This is a genomic window from Pseudomonas sp. Van50, assembly GCF_055390755.1.
The window spans coordinates 5,064,047-5,084,347 of sequence record NZ_AP024343.1 but is presented as its reverse complement, the minus strand read 5'-3'; the positions used below and the strand labels follow the sequence as shown (position 1 = coordinate 5,084,347).

At 61.3% G+C, this 20,301-nt stretch carries 19 protein-coding genes and 1 pseudogene; 10 read left to right on the top strand and 10 right to left on the bottom strand.

Features of this window, described 5'->3' with window-relative positions:
- Positions 1 to 43 precede the first annotated feature (43 nt).
- Positions 44 to 1,098: pseudogene (locus ACZ5M5_RS21480) on the bottom strand (alpha/beta hydrolase family protein).
- Between the two features lie 100 nt (positions 1,099 to 1,198).
- Positions 1,199 to 1,876 carry a phytanoyl-CoA dioxygenase family protein gene (locus ACZ5M5_RS21475; RefSeq protein ID WP_103311072.1) on the bottom strand — a complete coding sequence of 226 codons (678 nt, stop codon included), beginning with the start codon at positions 1,874 to 1,876 and terminating at the stop codon, positions 1,199 to 1,201.
- Between the two features lie 144 nt (positions 1,877 to 2,020).
- On the opposite strand from ACZ5M5_RS21475, the gene ACZ5M5_RS21470 reads away from it, so the two are divergent.
- Positions 2,021 to 2,644 (top strand): hypothetical protein, encoded by a 624-nt coding sequence (locus tag ACZ5M5_RS21470; RefSeq protein ID WP_464737958.1) that lies wholly within the window; start codon positions 2,021 to 2,023, stop codon positions 2,642 to 2,644.
- Positions 2,645 to 3,683: 1,039 nt separating this feature from the next.
- Here ACZ5M5_RS21470 and ACZ5M5_RS21465 read toward each other — a convergent pair.
- Positions 3,684 to 3,962, bottom strand: a complete 279-nt coding sequence (locus ACZ5M5_RS21465) for a hypothetical protein (RefSeq protein ID WP_060741336.1) — start codon at positions 3,960 to 3,962, stop codon at positions 3,684 to 3,686.
- Positions 3,963 to 4,361: 399 nt separating this feature from the next.
- On the opposite strand from ACZ5M5_RS21465, the gene ACZ5M5_RS21460 reads away from it, so the two are divergent.
- The 7 genes from ACZ5M5_RS21460 to ACZ5M5_RS21430 all read left to right on the top strand — a co-directional run bounded on the left by ACZ5M5_RS21460 (position 4,362) and on the right by ACZ5M5_RS21430 (position 9,696).
- On the top strand, positions 4,362 to 6,551 hold the full coding sequence (locus ACZ5M5_RS21460) for a GAF domain-containing hybrid sensor histidine kinase/response regulator (protein ID WP_464737957.1): 2,190 nt from the start codon (positions 4,362 to 4,364) through the stop codon (positions 6,549 to 6,551).
- 129 nt (positions 6,552 to 6,680) lie between these two features.
- Complete coding sequence (locus ACZ5M5_RS21455; protein WP_237140767.1) at positions 6,681 to 6,893, top strand: hypothetical protein; 213 nt, start codon at positions 6,681 to 6,683, stop codon at positions 6,891 to 6,893.
- Between the two features lie 352 nt (positions 6,894 to 7,245).
- On the top strand, positions 7,246 to 7,662 hold the full coding sequence (locus tag ACZ5M5_RS21450; protein WP_060741339.1) for a glycine zipper domain-containing protein: 417 nt from the start codon (positions 7,246 to 7,248) through the stop codon (positions 7,660 to 7,662).
- A 150-nt stretch (positions 7,663 to 7,812) separates the two neighbouring features.
- Positions 7,813 to 7,986: a hypothetical protein gene (locus ACZ5M5_RS21445; RefSeq protein WP_170842313.1), complete on the top strand. Its 174-nt coding sequence runs from the start codon at positions 7,813 to 7,815 to the stop codon at positions 7,984 to 7,986.
- A gap of 69 nt (positions 7,987 to 8,055) precedes the next feature.
- Positions 8,056 to 8,259 carry a hypothetical protein gene (locus ACZ5M5_RS21440; RefSeq protein WP_060741340.1) on the top strand — a complete coding sequence of 68 codons (204 nt, stop codon included), beginning with the start codon at positions 8,056 to 8,058 and terminating at the stop codon, positions 8,257 to 8,259.
- A 226-nt stretch (positions 8,260 to 8,485) separates the two neighbouring features.
- Positions 8,486 to 8,749 carry a hypothetical protein gene (locus ACZ5M5_RS21435; protein ID WP_464737956.1) on the top strand — a complete coding sequence of 88 codons (264 nt, stop codon included), beginning with the start codon at positions 8,486 to 8,488 and terminating at the stop codon, positions 8,747 to 8,749.
- 251 nt (positions 8,750 to 9,000) lie between these two features.
- Positions 9,001 to 9,696 (top strand): HAD-IA family hydrolase, encoded by a 696-nt coding sequence (locus tag ACZ5M5_RS21430; protein ID WP_060741342.1) that lies wholly within the window; start codon positions 9,001 to 9,003, stop codon positions 9,694 to 9,696.
- Positions 9,697 to 9,759: 63 nt separating this feature from the next.
- Here ACZ5M5_RS21430 and ACZ5M5_RS21425 read toward each other — a convergent pair whose 3' ends face one another.
- Positions 9,760 to 10,506: a 3-oxoacyl-ACP reductase family protein gene (locus ACZ5M5_RS21425; protein WP_060741343.1), complete on the bottom strand. Its 747-nt coding sequence runs from the start codon at positions 10,504 to 10,506 to the stop codon at positions 9,760 to 9,762.
- A 125-nt stretch (positions 10,507 to 10,631) separates the two neighbouring features.
- Between ACZ5M5_RS21425 and ACZ5M5_RS21420 the strand changes: the two genes are divergently transcribed.
- Positions 10,632 to 11,555, top strand: coding sequence for a LysR family transcriptional regulator (locus tag ACZ5M5_RS21420; RefSeq protein ID WP_060741344.1), 924 nt, complete (start codon positions 10,632 to 10,634; stop codon positions 11,553 to 11,555).
- A 147-nt stretch (positions 11,556 to 11,702) separates the two neighbouring features.
- Here ACZ5M5_RS21420 and ACZ5M5_RS21415 read toward each other — a convergent pair whose 3' ends face one another.
- The 3 genes from ACZ5M5_RS21415 to ACZ5M5_RS21405 form a co-directional block, all read right to left on the bottom strand.
- Entirely contained in the window at positions 11,703 to 12,431 is a 729-nt protein-coding gene (locus ACZ5M5_RS21415; RefSeq protein ID WP_060741345.1) for an aspartate/glutamate racemase family protein, read from the bottom strand.
- A 60-nt stretch (positions 12,432 to 12,491) separates the two neighbouring features.
- Positions 12,492 to 14,021, bottom strand: coding sequence for an NCS1 family nucleobase:cation symporter-1 (locus ACZ5M5_RS21410; protein ID WP_464737955.1), 1,530 nt, complete (start codon positions 14,019 to 14,021; stop codon positions 12,492 to 12,494).
- A gap of 452 nt (positions 14,022 to 14,473) precedes the next feature.
- Positions 14,474 to 15,217, bottom strand: a complete 744-nt coding sequence (locus ACZ5M5_RS21405) for a phosphoadenylyl-sulfate reductase (protein WP_013693959.1) — start codon at positions 15,215 to 15,217, stop codon at positions 14,474 to 14,476.
- A 174-nt stretch (positions 15,218 to 15,391) separates the two neighbouring features.
- On the opposite strand from ACZ5M5_RS21405, the gene thrH reads away from it, so the two are divergent.
- A complete protein-coding gene (gene thrH, locus ACZ5M5_RS21400) occupies positions 15,392 to 16,009 on the top strand; it encodes a bifunctional phosphoserine phosphatase/homoserine phosphotransferase ThrH (protein WP_060741347.1) in 618 nt (205 codons plus the stop codon).
- 147 nt (positions 16,010 to 16,156) lie between these two features.
- Here the strand turns inward: thrH and pabB are convergent, their stop codons facing one another.
- The 3 genes from pabB to rloB all read right to left on the bottom strand — a co-directional run bounded on the left by pabB (position 16,157) and on the right by rloB (position 20,300).
- Positions 16,157 to 17,500 carry an aminodeoxychorismate synthase component I gene (gene pabB, locus ACZ5M5_RS21395; protein ID WP_464737954.1) on the bottom strand — a complete coding sequence of 448 codons (1,344 nt, stop codon included), beginning with the start codon at positions 17,498 to 17,500 and terminating at the stop codon, positions 16,157 to 16,159.
- A 281-nt stretch (positions 17,501 to 17,781) separates the two neighbouring features.
- Positions 17,782 to 18,768, bottom strand: coding sequence for an alpha-L-glutamate ligase-like protein (locus tag ACZ5M5_RS21390; protein WP_464737953.1), 987 nt, complete (start codon positions 18,766 to 18,768; stop codon positions 17,782 to 17,784).
- Positions 18,768 to 20,300 carry an osmotic stress tolerance membrane protein RloB gene (gene rloB / locus ACZ5M5_RS21385; RefSeq protein ID WP_060741350.1) on the bottom strand — a complete coding sequence of 511 codons (1,533 nt, stop codon included), beginning with the start codon at positions 20,298 to 20,300 and terminating at the stop codon, positions 18,768 to 18,770. The genes ACZ5M5_RS21390 and rloB overlap by 1 nt, the downstream gene beginning before the upstream one ends.
- Between the last annotated feature and the right edge of the window lies 1 nt (position 20,301).

Sequence of the window (20,301 nt, the reverse complement as noted above, 5' to 3'; positions counted from 1 at the left end):
GTTCCGGCGTCTCGTCGAACCGCTTCAAGTCAGCACCACTCGATTACAAACGACCTTCTTCATAACCCGATGACTGCGCCAAAAACTCTGCGATCAGCGATGCAACCTGCTGCTGAATCACCCCCGAGCACGACCCCCATCACCATCGCGACAAATGATCCCATCCCCTGGCACTTCCTCCTCAAGCATTTCCTGCGCACCAGGCTTACACATCGACATGAAGCTGAAATGGCTCGCATCGCTGATCTCGACGTAACGGCTTGACGCTGGGGGCAGGCGCTTGGCCAGGTTGGCAGATTCCAACTCAGCGGGAAGCTCTTGCGACGGTACACCGGCCGCGATCACCAAGGCGGGGACCGGCAGTGCGGCCAGGCTTTTATCGGTCAGACCCCGCGAAAGGCCCAGGTCCAATGTCACCACCGCAGTAACACGTTTATCGCGCCAATCGGCGGCCAGTTCGGTCTTTGCTTCTGAGGTGCTGGCGGGGTTCATCTGTTCGTAAACCGTGCAGCTGGATAACTGCGAATGGGCTTTGCAGTCCTGGGTGAAGCGCTCTGGGTCGAAGCGAGCGCCGGCGATCTCCAGGGCGGTCCAGCCGCCGAGGGAATGGCCCACGGCTGCAATTCGATCATTGGCGACCTGGCCAAATTTTTCAGGGTGAGTCGTGACCGCATCGATGGCCCGGCGCAGGTCGACAGGGCGCTGCCATAACTGCGCCGCTGCTTGGGGGCTACGGTCATGGGTGGTGCTGCCGGGGTGGTTGATGGCGGCGACGATGTAACCCTTCTGGGCCAAGGCGCTGGCCAACCAAATCTGGTTGCTCCAGTTACCCCTGTAGCCGTGGGAGAGCACCACCAATGGATGTTCGCCCGCAGTTGGCGGCGCGTTACGCACGGCGGACGCGCCGACAAACACCGCATTATCGGCGATCAGTTGCGGGGCCGTGGTGGTTGCGCTCGGGTACCAGACCACCATCTCCAGTGCGCGGCCATTGTGTGGATCCGGCAGGTTGGAAGATTGAAAACCGATGGGGGCTTCGTCAGCCAATGCGGTCGTTGTCAGGCAGGCCAACAACAGGGCGCCGAAAGCTGTTTTCAATGTCGTTTCTTCCTTGATCAGACGAATGGGGTTCTCAAAAAGCCCGGGCATTAAAGCTCAGATTCGAACCGTTGCGCACAACTTTCATCGACCCAAAAAACTAGCCCTCGAAAGTAAACGCCGAGGGGGCGAATCGATCGCGGGTGTCCATGCGAATATTGCGCAGCGCCACGGTTTCCAGGTGTGACGCGTAGAGCGATTCCGCGAAATAGCTGATCAGGATGGAGCGACGGCGTGCGCCGATCGCGTTCAGGCTGCCCGCGTGCACCAGGTCCACATCGAACACCAGGATGTCACCGGCACTGCCTGAAAGCTGTACAGCGCGTGACTCGTCATTGAAGTCGAAGGGTGGGGCGCCCGGCTCGGGGCGATGGCTGCCGGGGACGATCCGTGTCGCGCCGTTCTCGGGGCCGTAATCGTCGAAGAATGCCAGGGCGATGGCGATGTCGCCTGGTCGTTGGGCCGACAGATCGCGGTGCAGTGGTTGCTGGCCGCCACCGGCAAGGGGTTCGCGGCCTTCCACTTGGGAGAGGAAGAATTGTTCGCCGATCAACTCACCTGCCACCGCCAGTAGCTGGGGTAGACGACACACGGCTTGAATCCTCGAATCATCGTCCAGCATCGAATAGCGCCAGTCCATGCCACGGGGCACTGGCCATTGATCCGACGGTCGCACGCCTGCATCGAACACGCTACGCAAGTCAGCCAGCCACTCGTTCGGGATCGCTCGACGGAGCAGAATGTAGCCGTCTTGGTGGAGTTGTTTGCGGTCAGCCATGGTTCGTCCTTGTGCGGGCATTTGGAAGGCTAGTCTGTAAACCAAAGTGGGACCACCGGACACTGGAAAACGGAGGCGACAGAGACAATCCCGGAATGTTTTGCAATTATCATCCAACCACCATCCAAGAAAAGGACTTCACCGATGAAGCGTTTGCTCGCCTGCACCCTCCTGACACTGGCCGTCGTCGGTTACGCCAAGGCCGACCAGAGCACCTTCGAAGAAACGAACTCGTGCTCGGAAGACATCGATTGCCAAGGCGATTTCATCTGCAAAAACGGCCAATGCGACAGCCCTCAACTCCAGCGAAGCCCTGTTGCAAAAACCACCGCCAAGACTCAAGCCGCACCTCCCGCGCCGCCGGGCGTTGCCTATCAACCGCTGCCCGTCAATACCGAGCGTGCCGGACCTTTCACGACTCAGACTGAGGCGATGGCAACTGCGCTGAATTATCAATCGCGGGCGGGTGTGATGAACGTCATGGAATCCATTGTCGAGCAGGCCGAGTACACCGGTTATGTGACGATTGAAAAGGCTTACACGTTTGGCCCGAGCAAGTATGTGTTGGTGGTTTCCACGGGCGAGGGCGGCAATGCTTGCCCGGCGTCGACTTATGTATTCAGTTTCGACACCCAGGCCGAGCGCGTTGATGGCAAGCGTGAAGTGGAGGGATGTTCTGAGTTGGTCGAGGCCATGGCGGAAGGGAACAAGCTCATGGTCAAGAAGGAGGACGGTGTGACTGTTGTTTATAACGGGATGGTCGAGTAGTTCAGGTCGACGATGCACCCGTGGCGGAGGGAGCTTGCTCCCGCTTGAGTGCGCAGCGCTCATAAAAGGGGCCGCTGCGCAGCCCGGCGGGAGCAAGCTCCCTCGCCACAGGTTGTCGGCGGGCAGGCTTATGGCGTGGAACCTGCCGGCGCCGCATCCAATATTCGTGCAATCACACCCAGGCCGAGCGCGTTGATGGCAAGCGTGAAGTGGAGGGATATTCTGAATTGGTCGAGGCCATGGCGGAAGGGAACAAGCTCGTGGTCAAGAAGGAGGGCGGTGACGGGATTGTCGAGTAGTTCAGGTCGACGATGCGCTCGTGGCGAGGGAGCTTGCTCCCGCTTGAGTGCGCAGCGCTCAAAAAAGGGGCCGCTGCGCAGCCCAGCGGGAGCAAGCTCCCTCGCCACAGGTTGTCGGCGGGCAGGCTTATGGCGTGGAACCTGCCGGCGCCGCATCCAATATTCGTGCAATCACACCCAGGCCGAGCGCGTTGATGGCAAGCGTGAAGTGGAGGGATGTTCTGAATTGGTCGAGGCCATGGCGGAAGGGAACAAGCTCATGGTCAAGAAGGAGGGCGCTGCGACTGTTGTTTATAACGGGATTGTCGAGTAGTTCAGGTCGACGATGCGCTCGTGGCGAGGGAGCTTGCTCCCGCTTGAGTGCGCAGCGCTCACAAAAAGGGGCCGCTGCGCAGCCCAGCGGGAGCAAGCTCCCTCGCCACAGGTTGTCGGCGGGCAGGCTTATGGCGTGGAACCTGCCGGTGCCGCATCCAATATTCGTGCAATCACACCCAGGCCGAGCGCGTTGATGGCAAGCGTGAAGTGGAGGGATGTTCTGAATTGGTCGAGGCCATGGCGGAAGGGAACAAGCTCGTGGTCAAGAAGGAGGGCGGTGACGGGATGGTCGAGTAGTTCAGGTCGACGATGCGCTCGTGGCGAGGGAGCTTGCTCCCGCTTGAGTGCGCAGCGCTCACAAAAAGGGGCCGCTGCGCAGCCCAGCGGGAGCAAGCTCCCTCGCCACAGGTTGTCGGCGGGCAGGCTTATGGCGTGGAACCTGCCGGTGCCGCATCCAATCGTCGTGCAATCACATCCATCACGTCACACCCATCACGTAGCGGGATGCAGCAAAGTTGCGCCAGATCTTGCAAGGTCGCGGGATCGATGGTCAGTTCATCACGCATCGCCAGGTTCTCCAGGAATTGGGTCGCGGCACGGATTCGGTAGGCAGCTGAGTCGAGCAGGATGTGTAGCGGGGCGGTGGTATCGACGTAGAGGGGTTGGTCGTCGGCGTTGCTGGTCAGGCCCATGTATTGATTCATAAGTAAGCTCCACTGGATAGTTTTGCCCACTGCGGGTCGCCAAACCCGGCCACCATTTGGGCGACGCCAAGACTATAGTCGCCGCCGTAAAAAATACGCAAGGGATTGATAGCGAAGGGGATTCCCAATCATATGTAGGACGTTGCCATCGTCGTAAGCATCCGAGCTGTATGTCTTACAACTTGGCAGTCTCTTCACCTACATCAAGCCCATTCCCAACGATATGTAAGACATTTCTGTAGCCTAACCCCGATTTCCGCCCTTCACCCCCCATTTGCCCCCCGACGCCTCCCACAATCCAATCGCGCATTCCCACCCGTCGCGGGATAATACGACCCTGCCTGGGGTCACAAGCGTTTCCCCCTCGTTGGTATTGGCGTCTCAGAAGGATCGAACGCAATGACAGATTGGCTTCAGAGCTCTGGAGAAATGGCTGAGCGGGTCCGCCGTCATCCTTGGGAGGGCACGCCGCTCGGGCCGCCTTCGCAGTGGCCTGATGTGTTGAAGACCACGGTGGCGCTGAGCCTCGCCTCGCATTTTCCCCAGGCCATCGTGTGGGGGCCGGACCTGATCACGTTGTACAACGATGCGTTCCTGCCGATCCTCGGCAGCAAGCCCGAGGCGCTGGGGCGGCGGTTCGATGAGGTGTGGCGGGAGGTCTGGAACGATATCGGGCCGATCGTGCGCGCGGCCTTCGATGGGCAAGCCACTTATATAGAGAACTTCCCCCTGGTCATCGAGCGCGGCGGCGGTCCTGAGCAGGCTTATTTCACGTTCTGCTATAGCCCCATCCGTGACCAGTTCGGCACGGTGGTGGGCATGTTGGATACGGTCACCGAGACCACGTCCACGGTGTTCATGACCCAACGGCTGGCGGTGCTGGATGCCATTGGCAATGCGGTGGCCAACGCTACCGACCCGCAGGCCATCATGGCGACCACCACGCGGATTCTGGCGGCGCACTTGAACCTGTCCAATTGTGCCTATGCGGACATGGATGAGGACGAGGACGGCTTCACCATTCGCGGCGATTGGGCCAGGGCGGGTTCGCCCCATATCCTCGGGCATTATCGGCTGGCTGATTTTGGTCGGCTGGCCGTCGCCAACCTGCGGGCCGGCAAGCCGCTGGTGATCAACGATAACCTCAAGGAGCTGGCGCCGGAGGAAGCGGCGACGTTCCAGGCCATGGGTATCGCGGCTACCATTTGCGTGCCGTTGATCAAGGGCGGGCGATTGACCGCGCTGATGGCCATTCACGACAAAACGCCGCGGGTCTGGTCATCCAACGATCTGGCGCTGCTGATGGAAGTCACCGAGCGTTCCTGGGCCCACATCGAGCGCGCCCGTGCCGACGCTGCCGTGCGCGAAGGGTTGGCGGCCCTGGCCGAATTGAACGCGACGCTGGAAGAACGGGTCGAGGAACGCACCACGCGTTTGAAACAGACCGAAGCGGCGCTGCGCCAGTCGCAAAAACTTGAAGCCATCGGCCAGCTCACCGGCGGCGTGGCCCATGATTTCAACAACCTGCTGACGATCATCCGTTCTTCGGTGGACTTCCTGCGTATGCCCAACTTGTCCGAAGAGCGCCGGCAACGCTACATGACGGCGGTTTCGGAAACGGTGGAGCGCGCCTCCAAGTTGACCAGCCAGTTGCTCGCGTTTGCCCGGCGCCAGCCGTTGAAGCCAGAAGTCATCGATGTGGCCAAGCAAGTGCTGAGCCTGGGGGACATGCTGCAAACCGTCACCGGGGCGCGGATCCAGGTCAACGTCGAGTTGTGCGATCGGCCCTGTTACATCCGCGCGGACCTGAGCCAGTTCGAGACGGCGTTGATCAACATGGCCCTCAATGCCCGGGATGCCATGAATGGCCAGGGCACGCTGTGGCTTCGGCTCAGTTGCGACGGTGGCATGCCGCCGATCCGTGGTCATGCCGGGGCCGGGCAGTCCTTTGCTGCCATTGCCTTGGCTGACACCGGTACCGGTATTGACTCGCAAGTGCTCGAACACATCTTCGAACCCTTCTTCACCACCAAGGAAGTGGGCAAGGGCACGGGGTTGGGCTTGTCACAGGTGTTCGGCTTTGCCAAGCAGTCCGGTGGCAACGTCGATGTTTCGACTGTGGTGGGCGAGGGCGCGGTGTTCACGTTGTACCTTCCGGAAGTGGCGCCAGAGCAAAACCACGAGCCGCTCAGGGAGGAGGTCACGCACCTGGTGCTGGAAAAGGGCAAGCGCCGGGTGTTGATCGTGGAAGACAACCTGGAGGTGGGGCGTTTTGCCAACCAGATCCTCCAGGACCTGGGCTACGAAACCGCCTGGGCGACCAACGCCGAAGAAGCGCTGGAAATGGTCGGGCCGGATGCGATGGCATTCGACGCGGTATTTTCTGACGTGGTGATGCCAGGCATCGGCGGTATCGCCTTGGCCCGGGAGCTGCGCCAGCGTCGCCCGGATCTGCCAGTGGTGCTCACTTCCGGCTACAGCGAAGAGTTGGCCCACAGTGGTCATGAAGGCTTTGAGTTCTTGTCCAAACCCTATTCGGCCGACCAGGTTTCCCGGGTTTTGAACCGGACGATGCTGGGTGCTGAATGAGTGTTTCCTTTTTGAAACAGTGAGTTCCACTCGTCGGCGAAGAGGCTTGTTGAATAAACAGTCTGTTGATGACCGGCTAGTCTCATTGTTGTGAAGGTCGATATTGTCAGGCAACCGGTTGTTGTCGGTATGGACCTCAATGAAAGGGGAAATGCAATGGGAGCATCGTACAGCGAGGAGCACGGAGCCGCGTATCCGATCAATGAAGGATTGCAGTGTGGTCAGTCGACCTACCATGCAGACTTTGGCGACGAGCCGATCAAGTCCATCAGGACGAAGGTGGCCAAAGTGCAGCGAGGGGAGAAAGCCAAGTTTTTGCCCAGGGTTCCGGTCAAGAAGTGACAGGCTCCCACCGGGCTGCGATCTTTCTCCTGTCGATTGAATCCAAAGCGAAAGGTAAAAGATCGCAGCCTTCGGCAGCTCCTACGGGGAGCATTCCGGTCTTTGCGTAAATATTTTTCATATTTTCTCAGCCGGCGGTTTCTTTCACGTTTCTTTCACAAGCAGGTACGTACTCTCAGCTCATCCGTTAGAAAGCAGTACCTGCCCGTTTCCCCAGCGGGCTTTTTTTTGCCTGTCATAAAATAATCCGCCGTTTCGTTGTCCAACCGTCATGGCTGACGCGTTTGGCGTACACTCGCGCCCGCGCGCACTGGCCATTTCTCCCCGATGCGGCATTCTTGAGGTTTCTATCATGCGTTTGACTTTGTCCACCTTGGTACTGGGGTTGGTGGTTGCCCAGGGCGCGATGGCTGCCGGTGACGGTACCGCTGCAGTCGGCGGCGGTCTGGGCGGTGTGTTGGGCAACGTGGTCGGCCAGCAGATGGGCGGCAGCACAGGCGCCGCGATCGGCGCGGGTGTCGGCGGCGCAGCCGGCAGCGCCGTGGGCGCGCGTAAGGGCAGCCGCACGGAAGCCGCCATCGGCGGTGGCCTGGGGTCGGCCGGTGGTTCGATCGTCGGTAACCGTCTGGGCGGCTCCACCGGCTCCACCATCGGTGCTGGCGTCGGCGGCGCGGCGGGCGGCGCGTTGGGCAGCAACCTGTCCAATGACAACGACGGTCACTCCGGCGGCAAGAAGCACAAGTACAAGCACAAGAGAAATCATCGTTAAGCGGATGCTTGGATGAAAAGACCCGGTCTCTGTGCCGGGTTTTTTATTGACCTGCCATTTCCGTGAACAGGCCCCCTGAACATTTCTCAGGAACGATTGCTGTCCCCCCACCTCAAATTCATACATCCATCAGCAATCGCGAGGTGTGCCATGACGCCGGAAACCGAAGGCAAGGAAGAAAAGGGCCCGACGGGCGTGCCCTTCATCAATGATCCAGGCCCCAACGACCCGGGCAACGAAGACCCCGGTTCCCTGATGGATGACGCCCAGGTGCCCTTGCTCGACGATGAAGACGCTGAACTCGAGGACGAATCCTACGAGTGAAGGCGTGCAAACTGATCGTCCGCGTTCTCTAAGCTGCAGGACAGGTGCGTGCACCTGTCGGGAGATTGTATGACTGCCGATTCCCCCGTTCCCAATGACGAAGAAACCCCAGAATACCCGCTACCATCGCCCACCAACCCGCTGAGCCGCGACCAGCTCCCGCCCGATGACGAGGCGGGCGTCGAGCAGGTGCCCAGCGACGACGAGGACGTCGAAGCGACTCCGGATGATCCGGACATCGCCGGTGACGACGCCTCTGGCACGCCGAGCTGATCGACGGGCCCGCCTGTCGATTCAGTGGCACCATCGCCCCGCCACGCGTGCCAGACATCAGGTAAGTATCTTGACGTGCCAGACATCAGGTAAGTATCTTGAAAAGGAGACTCACCATGATGAAGTCCAACATGACAGCGCTGACACTCGCCGGGATTCTTTCCGTCAGTTCATTGGCCGCTTTCGCACAATCTTCGAGCGGCACGCCCCCGTGGACAAGGGCGGGATGCCACCGTCCTCGGAAATGGAAGCCGGCTCCAAGTCCGGTGCCAGCGAGAACGCCTTGCCTCCGGGCTCTGTGGGCGGCGGCAATGGCGGCGATGCCAGCGGCAGCAGCACCAGCCCCGGCACGGGCAGCGGTTCGCTGAGTGGCGGCAGCACGATGGGCGGTGCCGACGCGGGCGGTGGGACCAACGGCGGAAGCGGTACCAGTGACAGCGGTGGCAGCTCGGGCGGCAGTGGTTCGGGGTCGGGCGGCTCCGGCCAGTAACCTCCCATCATCAACCTACATGAGTGGCGAGGGAGCTTGCTCCCGCTGGGTTGCGAAGCAGCCCCACGATCCTGCGGTCGCTGCGCAACCGAGCGGGAGCAAGCTCCCTCGCCACAAAGCTCATCCTCAGATTTACCATTGCCGGTTCCAAGCCCCGTTCGTTATCCTGCTGAATCCTTTAAGGCGAACACGCTGCCCTGGCCGCACCTGAGCCATCCCTGGAATGTTGTGTTGATAACGGATCAGATGCGATGAATGCACCGCTGAAAGAGTTTGGCCCGATCAAAGCTGTGATTTTCGACATGGATGGGCTGTTGCTGGACACCGAGGGGATCTACACCGAGGTCACCTCCATCATCGCCGAGCGCTACGGGCGCACGTTCGATTGGAGCGTCAAGCAGAACATCATCGGGCGCGGGGCCACGGACCTGGCCAATTACGTCGTCCAGGCCCTGGAGTTGCCGATCACCCCCCAGGAATTCCTGGTCATCCGCGAGCCCTTGATGCGCGAGCGTTTTCCTCACGCCCTGGGCATGCCCGGTGCCGAGGAACTGGTGCGGCATCTCAAGGCCCACAACATTCCCATTGCGGTGGGTACCAGTTCGTCCAGCCCCACGTTCGCGCTGAAAACCACGTTGCACCGGGACTGGTTCGCGCTGTTCGATTGCATCGTGACGGCCGATGATCCGGAGGTCGGTGCGGCGAAACCGGCACCGGATATCTTCCTCACCGCCGCCCGGCGCCTGGGTGTCGAGCCGCGCGACTGCCTGGTGTTCGAAGATTCGCCGTTCGGCGTGACAGCCGCGAAAGCCGCCGGCATGACCGCCATTGCCATTCCGGATTCGGCCATGGCGGACGAAAAATACGCCCATGCCGACGGGATCATCCGCTCCTTGAAAATGTTCCAGCCGAGCCTTTGCGGTCTGCCGGAGCTGGAGTGGGCCTGACAGCGAAGGGCTGCTGCGCAGCCCCGCGGGAGCAAGCTCCCTCGCCACAATGATCGGCTCGGATCAGGCGCCAAAACCACCGTCGATGGTCAGGCTGGCGCCGGTGATATAACCGGCTTCCGGCCCTGCCAGGTAGGCGACGAAACTGGCGATTTCATCGACATTGCCGTAGCGCCCGACGGCCATCAGCGACAACAGGCTGGAGGCGAAGTCACTGTCGGCCGGGTTCATGTCGGTGTCCACCGGGCCGGGCTGCACGTTGTTGACGGTGATGCCGCGCGGGCCGAGGTCGCGTGCCAGGCCTTTGGTCAGGCCCACCAGCGCGGACTTGCTCATGGCGTAGGTCGCGCCACCGACGAAGGGCATGCGGTCGGCGTTGGTGCTGCCGATGTTGATGACCCGGCCACCTTCGCCCATGTGCCGCGCTGCCGCCTGGGTGGCGACGAACACGCTGCGCACGTTGACGGCCAGGGTCTGGTCGAAATCTTCGAGTTTGAATTCATCCAGCGGCCCCATGGCCAGCACGCCCGCGTTATTGACCAGGATATCCAAACGCCCGAAAGCTTCGACGGTGGCGGCGACGGCGTTACGAACGGCGTCGGCGTCGGCGCTGTCCGCCTTGATTGCCAAGGCCTTGCCGCCCGCTGCGGTGATGCTGTTCTGCAATTCTTCTGATTTTGCGCCAGAGCTGACGTAGGTGAAGGCCACGGCGGCGCCTTCTGCGGCAAGGCGTTTGACGATGGCGGCGCCGATGCCGCGAGAACCGCCCTGGATCAAGGCGACTTTACCGTTCAGTGCTTGGGTACTCATGATGTTCTCCAAAAAGTGCCGGGGCGAAGTGCCGCGGTGATGGAGCGAGTATCAAGAAGGCGTCATGGGCTGTGTAGACCGTCATTGCTATAGTCTGTCTAAACCAAAAGTTTAGAGTGAGGCCCATGGAGACCTTCAACAGTATCGAATGCTTTGTGCGCAGCGCCGAAGTCGGCAGCTTTGCCGAGGCGGCGCGACGCTTGAGCGTGACCCCAGCGGCGGTGGGTAAAAGCGTCGCCAAGCTGGAGGCGCGGATGGGGGTGCGCCTGTTCCAGCGTAGTACCCGCAGCCTGAGGCTGACTGAAGCCGGCCAGTTGTTCCTGAGGGAAGTCGGCAGCAGCTTCAACACCATCCAGAACGCCGTCGCCAACCTGGCCAGCGCCGGCGGGCAACCGGCGGGAACGCTGAAGGTGAGCATGGGCACGGCGTTCGGTCGCTTGTATGTCGTGCCATTGCTCGGGGAGTTTTTGCGGCGCTACCCGGCGATCAACCCCGATTGGCATTTCGATAACCGCCAGGTAGACCTGATCGGCCAGGGGTTCGATGCCGCCATCGGCGGTGGTTTCGAGCTGCCCCAGGGCGTGGTGGCGCGCAAGTTGACGGTGGCTCATCGGGTGCTGGTTGCATCCACGGACTACCTGAACACCCACGCTGCATTGGTGGAACCGGAAGATCTGGCGCAGCACCAGGGCATCCTGATTCGCTCGCCACAAACCGGCCGCGTGCGCTCCTGGCAATTGACCAGCCGAACCCAGCAACACAGCCCGCTCATGCTCAAGACCCGCATGACCATGAGCGATTCGGAAGCCGACTGCGCGGCCGCGGCCCAAGGGCTGGGCATCGGGCTGGTGAGCATGCCGGTGGCCGTGCCCTATCTGGAGTCCGGCGCGCTGCAACGGGTGCTGCCGGACTGGTACGTCGATGACGGCAATATCTCCATTTACTACGCCGAGCATAAGCTGCTGCCGGGCAAGACGCGGGTGTTCGTGGATTTCATCATCGAGCAGTTTGCCGAGCAGGGGTTGGCGCGGCGGTTCAGTGCGGTTTGAGTTGGGCGCTGGACCGCGTTGGCCTCAATCGCCGAGCAAGCTCGCTCCCACAGTTGGAGGGGCTGATCAGCAGTTTTGTGAACACCACAAACCCTGTGGGAGCGAGCTTGCTCGCGATTCAAGGCACCTCGGTCCAAGCCTGTGAGCTCACCGCCCAAACCGCCCCGGCCAGCCAATGATGGTCTTGGGCCGAGGCGTGGCGTAGGTGCGCACTTTCGAGGTCGATAACCCCAGCCGCACCAGTGATTCGGCAATGGTCACCGCCGCCGTCACGCCATCGACCACCGGCACTCCGGTGCGCTGGCGGATCTGCTCATCGAGCCCGGCCATGCCGCCGCAGCCCAGGCAGATCACTTCGGCCTTGTCCTGGCTGACCGCCAGTTCGGCCTGGCGCACGATGGCCTCGACCGCCCGCTGCGGGTCCTGCTCAAGCTCCAGCACCGCCAGGCCGCTGGCCCGTACCGAGGCGCAGCGGTCGAACAGGCCGGACAGCTTGAGCCGGTCTTCGATCAGCGGCACGGTGCGGTCCAGGGTGGTGACCACCGAATAAGCGTGGCCGAGGAACATGGCGGTACTGGCACCGGCATCGGTGATGTCTACTACCGGCACGTTCAGCAGTTCTTGCAGACCTTCGCGGCCATGTTCGCCGTAGCCGGCCTGGATCACCGCGTCGAACGGTTGGTCGTAGGACATCACCCGGTCCATCACCGCTATGGCCGCCAGGTAGCTTTCAAAATTGCCCTCGATGGAATCGGCACCGAAATGCGGCGTGAGCCCGACGATCTCGGTGCCCGGCGCGGCCACGGCCTGGGCCTGGCGAGCGATGGCCTGGGTGATGGATTCGGTGGTGTTGACGTTGACCACGAGAATTCGCATGAGCTGTCCTCCTTGATGCATGAAAGTAGGCGGCCCGTACCGGCCGGGCCGTTTGAGGGATCAATGATGAACGTTATCCACAGCGATGGATTCGCCGCTGACGTCCTCGTAATACGCTTCGCGCTTGGCGATGATCAGGTACAGCAGCCCTGCAATCGAAGCGCCAATCAGCCAGGAAAACGGTGAGACGGCGTCAAAACCGGGCACCAGGGCCAGGATGATGGCGATCAGCGCGGCCGGAATGAACGCCGCCACCGCACGCAGGTTGACGCCCTTGCTGTAGAAATACGCACCGTTTGGGTCCTCGCTGTACAGTTGCGGCACGTTGATACGGCCTTTTCGCAGCAGCCAGTAGTCGACCATGATCACCCCGTACAGCGGCCCGAGCAGGGCGCCGAGGCCGGACAGGAAATACACGATCACCAGTGGGCTGTTGTACAGGTTCCACGGCAGGATCAGTACGGCAATGGCGGCGCTGATCAGCCCGGCGCGGCGGAAGGTCAGGTACTTGGGCGCCAGGTTGCTGAGCACGAACGCCGGGGCGACGAAGTTGGCCATGATGTTCACCGCCACGGTGACGATCAGGAAGGCCAGGCAGCCCAGCACCAGAAGAAACGTGTTGGGGATCGAGGCGACGACCTGGGTCGGGCTTTCGATGATTTGCCCGTTGATCTGGAACTGCGCACCGCAGAGCAGGATGGTGATCCCGGCAAACACCAGGATGTTCACCGGCAGGCCCCAGAAATTGCCGACGATGATGGTTCGGCGGCATGGCGATGAGCGGGCGAAGTCGCAGAAATTGAGGATCAAGGTGCCGTAGATCGACAGCCACAGCGCGCCGCCGGCAAAGATATTGCGCCACATTTCGCCACCGGTCAGCGGCTCGCGGATCGACCAGGCAATGGTGGCGCCGGCCTGGGTGTACATCCAACCGGCCAGGGCCGCGACGGTCACCAGGATCACCGGACCGGCGAAACCTTCATAACGGCGCACCGTCTCCATGCCGTAGGCCAGGATCACCAGTTGCACGAACCAGATCGCCACGAAACACACCCAGCCCAGGCTCGACAGGCCGAGGATCGAGTTGCGGTCGTAGTCGGCGAAGCCCGGATGGACCGCCACCAGCAACACGCGGAACACCACCGACGCCAGGTAGGTCTGGATCCCGAACCAGGCAATCGCAATGACCGCCCTGATCAACGCAGGAATCTGCGCACCGTGGATCCCGAAGCTGATCCGGCTGATCACCGGGAACGGCACCCCGGTTTTCTGGCCCATGTAGCCGGACAGGTTCATGAAGCCATACACCAGTGCCGCGCCTATCCCCAGGGACAGCAAGATCTGCCAGCCACCCAGCCCCAGGGCATACAGGCCGATGGCGAAGGAATAGTTGGCGATGTTGTGCACGTCGTTGGTCCACAGGGCAAAGATGCTGTAGCGGCCCCAGCGGCGACCTTCGGCCTTGGTCGGCGCCAGGTCCTTGTTGTGCAGCCGCGGGCTCAAGGCCAGGGAGGCTGCGGCGTTGTCATCGGGGGCAGTGGTGGAGGAGGGCAGATCCAGCGCGATGTTATTGGAGAGACTTGTACGCATTCCGGCAGGCTCCTGATTCTCGGCGCTGCGATGACTGTGCATGAGCGCGGGGCTCGACAAATCTTCGTCGCGGCAGGCGAGCATCATTGGTTACGGGGCATCTGCAGCCTGTACGGGATAGGGCGCTTCAGGCTTGCGGATCTAAAGTGTGTGTATGTTTTATAAATGTTGTATACAAAACACTTGGCGACTCAAGCCAGATTTATGCCACTTACGGATCTATCCAACGTAACGCTAATTTCGTTTCGTTATGGTCTTTGAATAACTAGCTGAAATACGGCGATTTAAAGCTGACCGTTTAAACAGGTATTTATTTTTTGGCGAACGCCAGTGGAGGAAGGAAGCCAGGTGAGGCGGGGAATTGGGTGTAACTTTTCGGGGCAGTAACGACATAAGTGCACACAAAAATGCCACTTGTGGTGACATTTTTGTGTACAGAGGGCGGCGGACGCTTAGACGGTCTTGGATTTGGCGATGATGTTTCCGGCGTGCAGCCCGCATTCTTTCTGCGTGGCTTCTTCCCACCACCAGCGACCTTCGCGTTCGTGCTGGTTCGGCAGCACCGGGCGGGTGCAGGGTTCGCAGCCGATGCTGATGAAGCCGCGTTCATGCAGGCTGTTGTAGGGCAGTTCCAGCATGCGGATGTAACCCCAGACTTCTTCGCTGGTCATCTGCGACAGGGGGTTGAATTTGTACAGGGTGCGCTCCGGGGTGGAAAACGCCGTGTCGATTTCCAGCACGGCCACCTGGCTGCGGGTGCCGGGGCTCTGGTCGCGGCGCTGGCCGGTGGCCCAGGCGCGGACATCGGTCAGCTTGCGGCGCAGCGGCTCGATCTTGCGGATGCCGCAGCACTCGCCGTGACCGTCCTTGTAGAAGCTGAACAGGCCTTTTTCCTTCACGAAGGGTTCAAGTTTCGTGTAGTCCGGCGAGACCAGTTCGATGTCGATCTTGTAGTGCTCGCGCACCTGATCGATGAAGCGATAGGTCTCCGGGTGCAGGCGACCGGTGTCGAGGCTGAACACCTTGACGTTCTTGTTCAGTTTCCAGGCCATGTCCACCAGCACCACGTCTTCGGCGCCGCTGAACGATATCCACAGCTCGTCGCCGAATTCGGCGAAGGCCAGCTTGAGGATGTCCTGGGGGGACTTGTTGGCATAGGTCGTGGCGAGTTCCACGACGTCGAACGATGGGCTCATCAGGGCGGTTTCCTACAGGTCGGTGGCGCTGGGCGCTCTATATGGGGCTGATGGTAACAAAAGCTGTCGGGGCTGGCGCGCTCCTGTGCGTTGCGCGGGCTCTGGCGAATGGCTAGAGTCGGCAAGCCTTTTATTCGCTCAACCGATAAACATCAGAAAAAATGGGAGTGTCTTGTGGAAATTGCCTGTCTCGACCTGGAAGGTGTGCTGGTCCCGGAGATCTGGATCGCCTTTGCCGAAAAAACCGGGATTGAATCCCTCAGGGCAACCACTCGGGACATTCCCGACTACGACGTGCTGATGAAGCAACGGTTGCGCATCCTTGATGAGCATGGCCTCAAGCTCTCCGACATCCAGGAAGTCATCGCCACCCTCCAGCCGCTGGACGGCGCCATCGAATTCGTCGACTGGCTGCGCGAGCGCTTCCAGGTGGTGATTCTTTCCGACACGTTCTACGAATTTTCCCAACCGTTGATGCGCCAGCTGGGCTTCCCGACTTTGCTCTGCCATCGCTTGGTTACCGATGACAGCGGGCGGGTGACGGGGTACCAGTTGCGTCAGAAAGATCCCAAGCGCCAGTCGGTTTTGGCTTTCAAGAGCCTGTACTACCGAGTGATTGCAGCGGGCGATTCCTATAACGACACCACGATGCTGGGCGAAGCCGACGCCGGGATTCTGTTCCATGCGCCGGAGAACGTGATCCGTGAATTCCCGCAATTCCCGGCGGTGCACACGTTCGCCGAGTTGAAGCAGGAATTCCTCAAGGCTTCGAACCGCCATCTCAGCCTGTAAGTAAAAAACCTGTGGGAGCGAGCTTGCTCGCGATAGCGGTGTGCCAGTCGGCATTGATGTTGACTGACACACTGTCATCGCGGGCAAGCCTTGCTCCCACAGGGGTAAAGCGCCAGTCTGTGGGAGCAAGGCTTGCCCGCGATGCTTTTAGAGGCTTTGCAAGGTTTCCAGCAACACCCGAACCTTAGTAATCGACTCCTGATACTCGGCCTCCCAGTCCGAATCCGCGACAATCCCGCCGCCGCCCCAGCAGCACACCTGCCCATCCTTGACCAACAAACTGCGGATGGCGATGGAACTGTCCATTTCCCCGCGCACGTCCAGGTACAGCAACGAGCCGCAATACAGCCCGCGCCGGGTCGGCTCGAGTTCGTCGATGATTTGCATGGCGCGGATTTTCGGCGCGCCGGTGATCGAGCCGCCGGGGAAGCTGCCGGCGATCAGGTCCAGGGCGTCCTTGTCGTCGGCCAGTTCGCCGGTCACGCTGCTGACCAGGTGATGCACGTTCGGGTAGCTTTCCAGGCTGAACAACTCCGGCACCCGCACCGAGCCGATACGGCAGGTACGGCCCAGGTCGTTGCGCAGCAGGTCGACGATCATCAGGTTTTCCGCCCGATCCTTGGGGCTGGCCAGCAGTTCGGCGGCGTGGGCCGCGTCTTCCTCGGGCGTTGTGCCGCGGGGGCGGGTGCCCTTGATCGGCCGGGTTTCCACCTGGCCTTCGCTGACTTTGACGAAGCGCTCTGGGGACAGGCTCAGTACCGCGCCGCCCTCCGGCAGGCTCTGGAAGCCGGAAAACGGTGTCGGGCAAGCCGCCCGCAACGCCTGGTAGGCGGCCCAGGCATCACCTTGGCAGGGCGCGCGGAAGCGTTGGGCAAAGTTGACCTGATAGCAGTCGCCGGCCTGGATGTATGCCTGGATACGTTCGAACGCCTGTCGGTAGGCTTCGGCACTGAGGTCCGGCGTCATCGGTCCTTCAAGGCTGAACGAGGGAACGGCGGCGGTGGTCGGCTGGCTGAACAGCGCGATCAGGCGTTGGCGTTCGTCTTCGCCACAATGGGGATGGAACACCAGTTGGCTGGTGCTCGCCTGGTGATCGCTGATCAAAGCCCAGTCGTACACGCCAAAACGTGCGTCGGGCAGTTGCAGATCGTCCTGGGCGTGGGACGGCAGGGTTTCGAGGTGTCGGCCGAAGTCGTAGCTCAAGTAGCCGATCAGGCCGCCAGCGAAAGGCAATTGCACCGTGGCCGGCAGCACCGCGTCGCCCAGTTGCGTCAGCTGGATGCGCAGGCGTTGCAGGAAATCGCTGCCGCTCTCATTCGGCAACACCGCCAGTTGTGCCAGCGGCCAGGCGCTGAGCAGGTCGTAACGCCCACGCTCGGCACTCGGCCGGCCGCTGTCGAGCAGCACGCTGCCCGGGGCATGACGGATCGCCGCGAAATACTCGGCGGGGTTGGTGCGGTAGGGCAACGGGTGTACGGAGCAGGTTGGCATGGGCGGGGCGGGTCAGCCATTCAGGCGGGGGAGCGATTGTAATCCCCTGTAGGATTTGCTCCTAGGGGGATGTCGGAGATGAGCAAGTATGGGGGCTATCGAAAATATTCGGGTGTGAACACCTTGTGGCGAGGGAGCTTGCTCCCGCTGGGTTGCGCAGCAACCCCCAGGCAGTTGAACGCGGTCAGCCTGATGCACCGCGGTGCTGGGTTTTGAGGGGCGATTCGCACCCCAGCGGGAGCAAGCTCCCTCGCCACAGGAGCAAACTTCAAACCTCAGTCTCAGCCTTCAACCGGCGGAATATGCCCAAACAGCTCCTGGGCAAACGCCACGCGCTCTTCCGCGGTTTCGATAACGCCCCGTTCCTTGAGTTCTTCCAGGCGGGCTTCCACCGCGTGGGTGCGCAGGGTCAGGCCGCAGTCGTTGGCGATCTGGATGTTCAGGCCCGGTCGGGCATTCAGTTCCAGGATCAACGGCCCTTTCTCCTGGTCCAGCACCATGTCGACGCCGATGTAGCCCAGCCCGCACAGTTCATAGCAACCGGCGGCCAGTTTCATGAAACCGTCCCAGTAGGGCAGTTGCACGCCGTCCACCGTGTTGGTGGTGTCGGGGTGTTTGGTGATGATGTTGTTCAGCCAGGTGCCGCGCAGGGTCAGGCCCGTGGCGAGGTCGACGCCCACGCCGATAGCGCCTTGGTGCAGGTTGGCCTTGCCGCCGGACTGCCGGGTTGGCAGCCGCAGCATGGCCATCACCGGATAGCCCATCAGCACGATGATGCGGATGTCCGGCACGCCCTCGTAGCTGATGCTCTTGAAGATCTGGTCCGGCGTCACGCGGTACTCGATCAGCGCCCGGTCACGGTGCCCGCCCAAGGAATACAGGCCCGTGAGGATACTGGAGACATGGTGCTCGATTTCCTCATGGCTGATGATCTTGCCGGACACCGTGCGGTAGCGGCCTTCGAAGCGGTCGGCGATGACGATGATGCCGTCGCCGCCAGCGCCCTGGGCCGGCTTGATCACGAAGTCGGTGCGCCCGCCGATGATCTCGTCGAGCTTGTCGATTTCTTTCTCGGTGGAGATCACCCCGTACAGCTCCGGCACATGGATGCCGGCGGCGATGGCCCGTTCCTTGGTGATGATCTTGTCATCGACGATGGGGTACAGGCTGCGCTTGTTGTACTTGAGCACATAGTCGGCGTTACGCCGATTGATGCCCATGATGCCCCGGGCTTCCAGGGCCTTCCAGGTCTTCCAGAAGCCGAACATCAGGAGTCTGCCTTGAGGAAGGCCTTGAACCGGACCAACTCGGTCAGGCGGTAGCCGCGATAACGCCCCATGGCCAGCATGAAGCCCACCAGGATCAGCAGGATCGCCGGGAACGTGAACACGAAGTACACCAGTTCCGGCACGCTCATGATCAGGTGCGCCAGGGACGCGGCGAACAAGGTGCCGATGGCGACTTTCATCGCATGGCCGGCGCCGCGTTCTTCCCAGGTGATGGACAGGCGTTCGATAGTCATGGTCAGGATCACCATCGGGAACAGCGCCACCGACAGGCCACGCTCCAGGCCCAGCTTATGGCTGAACAGGCTGATGGCGGCGATCAGCACCACCACGAACGTCAGCACCACCGAGAGCCTTGGCAGCATCTGCAACTTGAGGTGTTCCAGGTACGAACGCAGCGACAGACCCAGCGTCGTGATTACCGTGAACAGGATGATGCCGAAGCCCAGTTGGGTTTCCCGGAAGGCCAGGGCGATCAGCACCGGGGTGAAGGTCCCGAGGGTTTGCAGGCCGATCAGGTTGCGCAGTATCAGGATCACCAGCACGCCGATCGGGATCATCACCATGATCATGAAGGTTTGCTGGGTTTGCAGCGGCAGGCCGTAGAGCGAATATTCGAGGAAGTTGGCGTCGGTGTTCTCGTCCGTCAGCTTGGCCAGGCGAATGGCGTTCATTTCGCTGTTGTTCATGCTGAAGGTGACGGTGGCTTTCTTGCCGCCATCGACGGTGATCAGGTTTTCATCGCCGGTCCACCACAGCAGGCGGTCGGTGGGCAGGCCCTGTTCGCCGCTATCCGGGTTGAAGTACAGCCAGTCGGTGCCGTTGAAGCTGCGCAGCCACAGCTCGGGTGTCTGCGGCTGGTCGGCGACCAGGCGGATGGTGTGGACCTTTTCCACCGGCACGTGGGCGATGGACAGCACCAATTCGACGATGCGCGCCTTGTTGGCCGAGGAAGGATCACCGGCCAGCAACAGCTTGACGTTGTCGTCGTTGAGGTTGTTGACCCGCTTGATCGCTTCGCTGATGAACGTCTCGACGTCGGCCGAGTGCTGGCGGATCGGCGCGAGCAGGGCTTCGGCGGCCAGTTTCTCCGGGCCTTCGACGGCGATGCTGTCGCGGAAGGTCGGGCCCTTGACCTTGGTTTTCTCGGCGCTGTAGCGCTTGGTCAGTACCAGGCGGTAATAAAGGGTCTGGTTGCCCTTGGCGCGACGGGCTGACCAGGTCACTTTGCGGTTACCGTCGACCCGGTTCACCGCCACGCCGTAATTATTGGAAATGAAACTCTCGTTGAGGCTCACGTAGTCGCGGCTCAGGGGCGGCACGAACATCTGGATCTTCACCGGGTCCTTGGCGTTGGGCACGAATTCGACCTTGGCGTCGATGTTCCACAAATCGTCGGTGGCGTCTTCGGTGACCGGGATGCCGAGCACGAAAATCTGATAGGCCGTCACCGACAGGCCCAGCACCACCAGGATGGCGATCAGCATTTTCAGATGGAGGGTAAGGGAGCGCATT

What these genes read in the sequence shown, in the direction of transcription:
- ACZ5M5_RS21420 (WP_060741344.1), top strand. Translation starts at nt 10,632, where the DNA reads ATGGAGACCTTCAACAGTATCGAATGCTTTGTGCGCAGCGCCGAAGTC.
- ACZ5M5_RS21415 (WP_060741345.1), bottom strand. Translation starts at nt 12,431, where the DNA reads ATGCGAATTCTCGTGGTCAACGTCAACACCACCGAATCCATCACCCAG.
- ACZ5M5_RS21410 (WP_464737955.1), bottom strand. Translation starts at nt 14,021, where the DNA reads ATGCGTACAAGTCTCTCCAATAACATCGCGCTGGATCTGCCCTCCTCC.
- ACZ5M5_RS21455 (WP_237140767.1), top strand. Translation starts at nt 6,681, where the DNA reads ATGGACCTCAATGAAAGGGGAAATGCAATGGGAGCATCGTACAGCGAG.
- ACZ5M5_RS21425 (WP_060741343.1), bottom strand. Translation starts at nt 10,506, where the DNA reads ATGAGTACCCAAGCACTGAACGGTAAAGTCGCCTTGATCCAGGGCGGT.
- ACZ5M5_RS21470 (WP_464737958.1), top strand. Translation starts at nt 2,021, where the DNA reads ATGAAGCGTTTGCTCGCCTGCACCCTCCTGACACTGGCCGTCGTCGGT.
- ACZ5M5_RS21450 (WP_060741339.1), top strand. Translation starts at nt 7,246, where the DNA reads ATGCGTTTGACTTTGTCCACCTTGGTACTGGGGTTGGTGGTTGCCCAG.
- ACZ5M5_RS21405 (WP_013693959.1), bottom strand. Translation starts at nt 15,217, where the DNA reads ATGAGCCCATCGTTCGACGTCGTGGAACTCGCCACGACCTATGCCAAC.
- ACZ5M5_RS21460 (WP_464737957.1), top strand. Translation starts at nt 4,362, where the DNA reads ATGACAGATTGGCTTCAGAGCTCTGGAGAAATGGCTGAGCGGGTCCGC.
- ACZ5M5_RS21430 (WP_060741342.1), top strand. Translation starts at nt 9,001, where the DNA reads ATGAATGCACCGCTGAAAGAGTTTGGCCCGATCAAAGCTGTGATTTTC.
- rloB (WP_060741350.1), bottom strand. Translation starts at nt 20,300, where the DNA reads ATGCGCTCCCTTACCCTCCATCTGAAAATGCTGATCGCCATCCTGGTG.
- ACZ5M5_RS21390 (WP_464737953.1), bottom strand. Translation starts at nt 18,768, where the DNA reads ATGTTCGGCTTCTGGAAGACCTGGAAGGCCCTGGAAGCCCGGGGCATC.
- ACZ5M5_RS21475 (WP_103311072.1), bottom strand. Translation starts at nt 1,876, where the DNA reads ATGGCTGACCGCAAACAACTCCACCAAGACGGCTACATTCTGCTCCGT.
- ACZ5M5_RS21465 (WP_060741336.1), bottom strand. Translation starts at nt 3,962, where the DNA reads ATGAATCAATACATGGGCCTGACCAGCAACGCCGACGACCAACCCCTC.
- ACZ5M5_RS21440 (WP_060741340.1), top strand. Translation starts at nt 8,056, where the DNA reads ATGACTGCCGATTCCCCCGTTCCCAATGACGAAGAAACCCCAGAATAC.
- ACZ5M5_RS21445 (WP_170842313.1), top strand. Translation starts at nt 7,813, where the DNA reads ATGACGCCGGAAACCGAAGGCAAGGAAGAAAAGGGCCCGACGGGCGTG.
- ACZ5M5_RS21435 (WP_464737956.1), top strand. Translation starts at nt 8,486, where the DNA reads ATGCCACCGTCCTCGGAAATGGAAGCCGGCTCCAAGTCCGGTGCCAGC.
- pabB (WP_464737954.1), bottom strand. Translation starts at nt 17,500, where the DNA reads ATGCCAACCTGCTCCGTACACCCGTTGCCCTACCGCACCAACCCCGCC.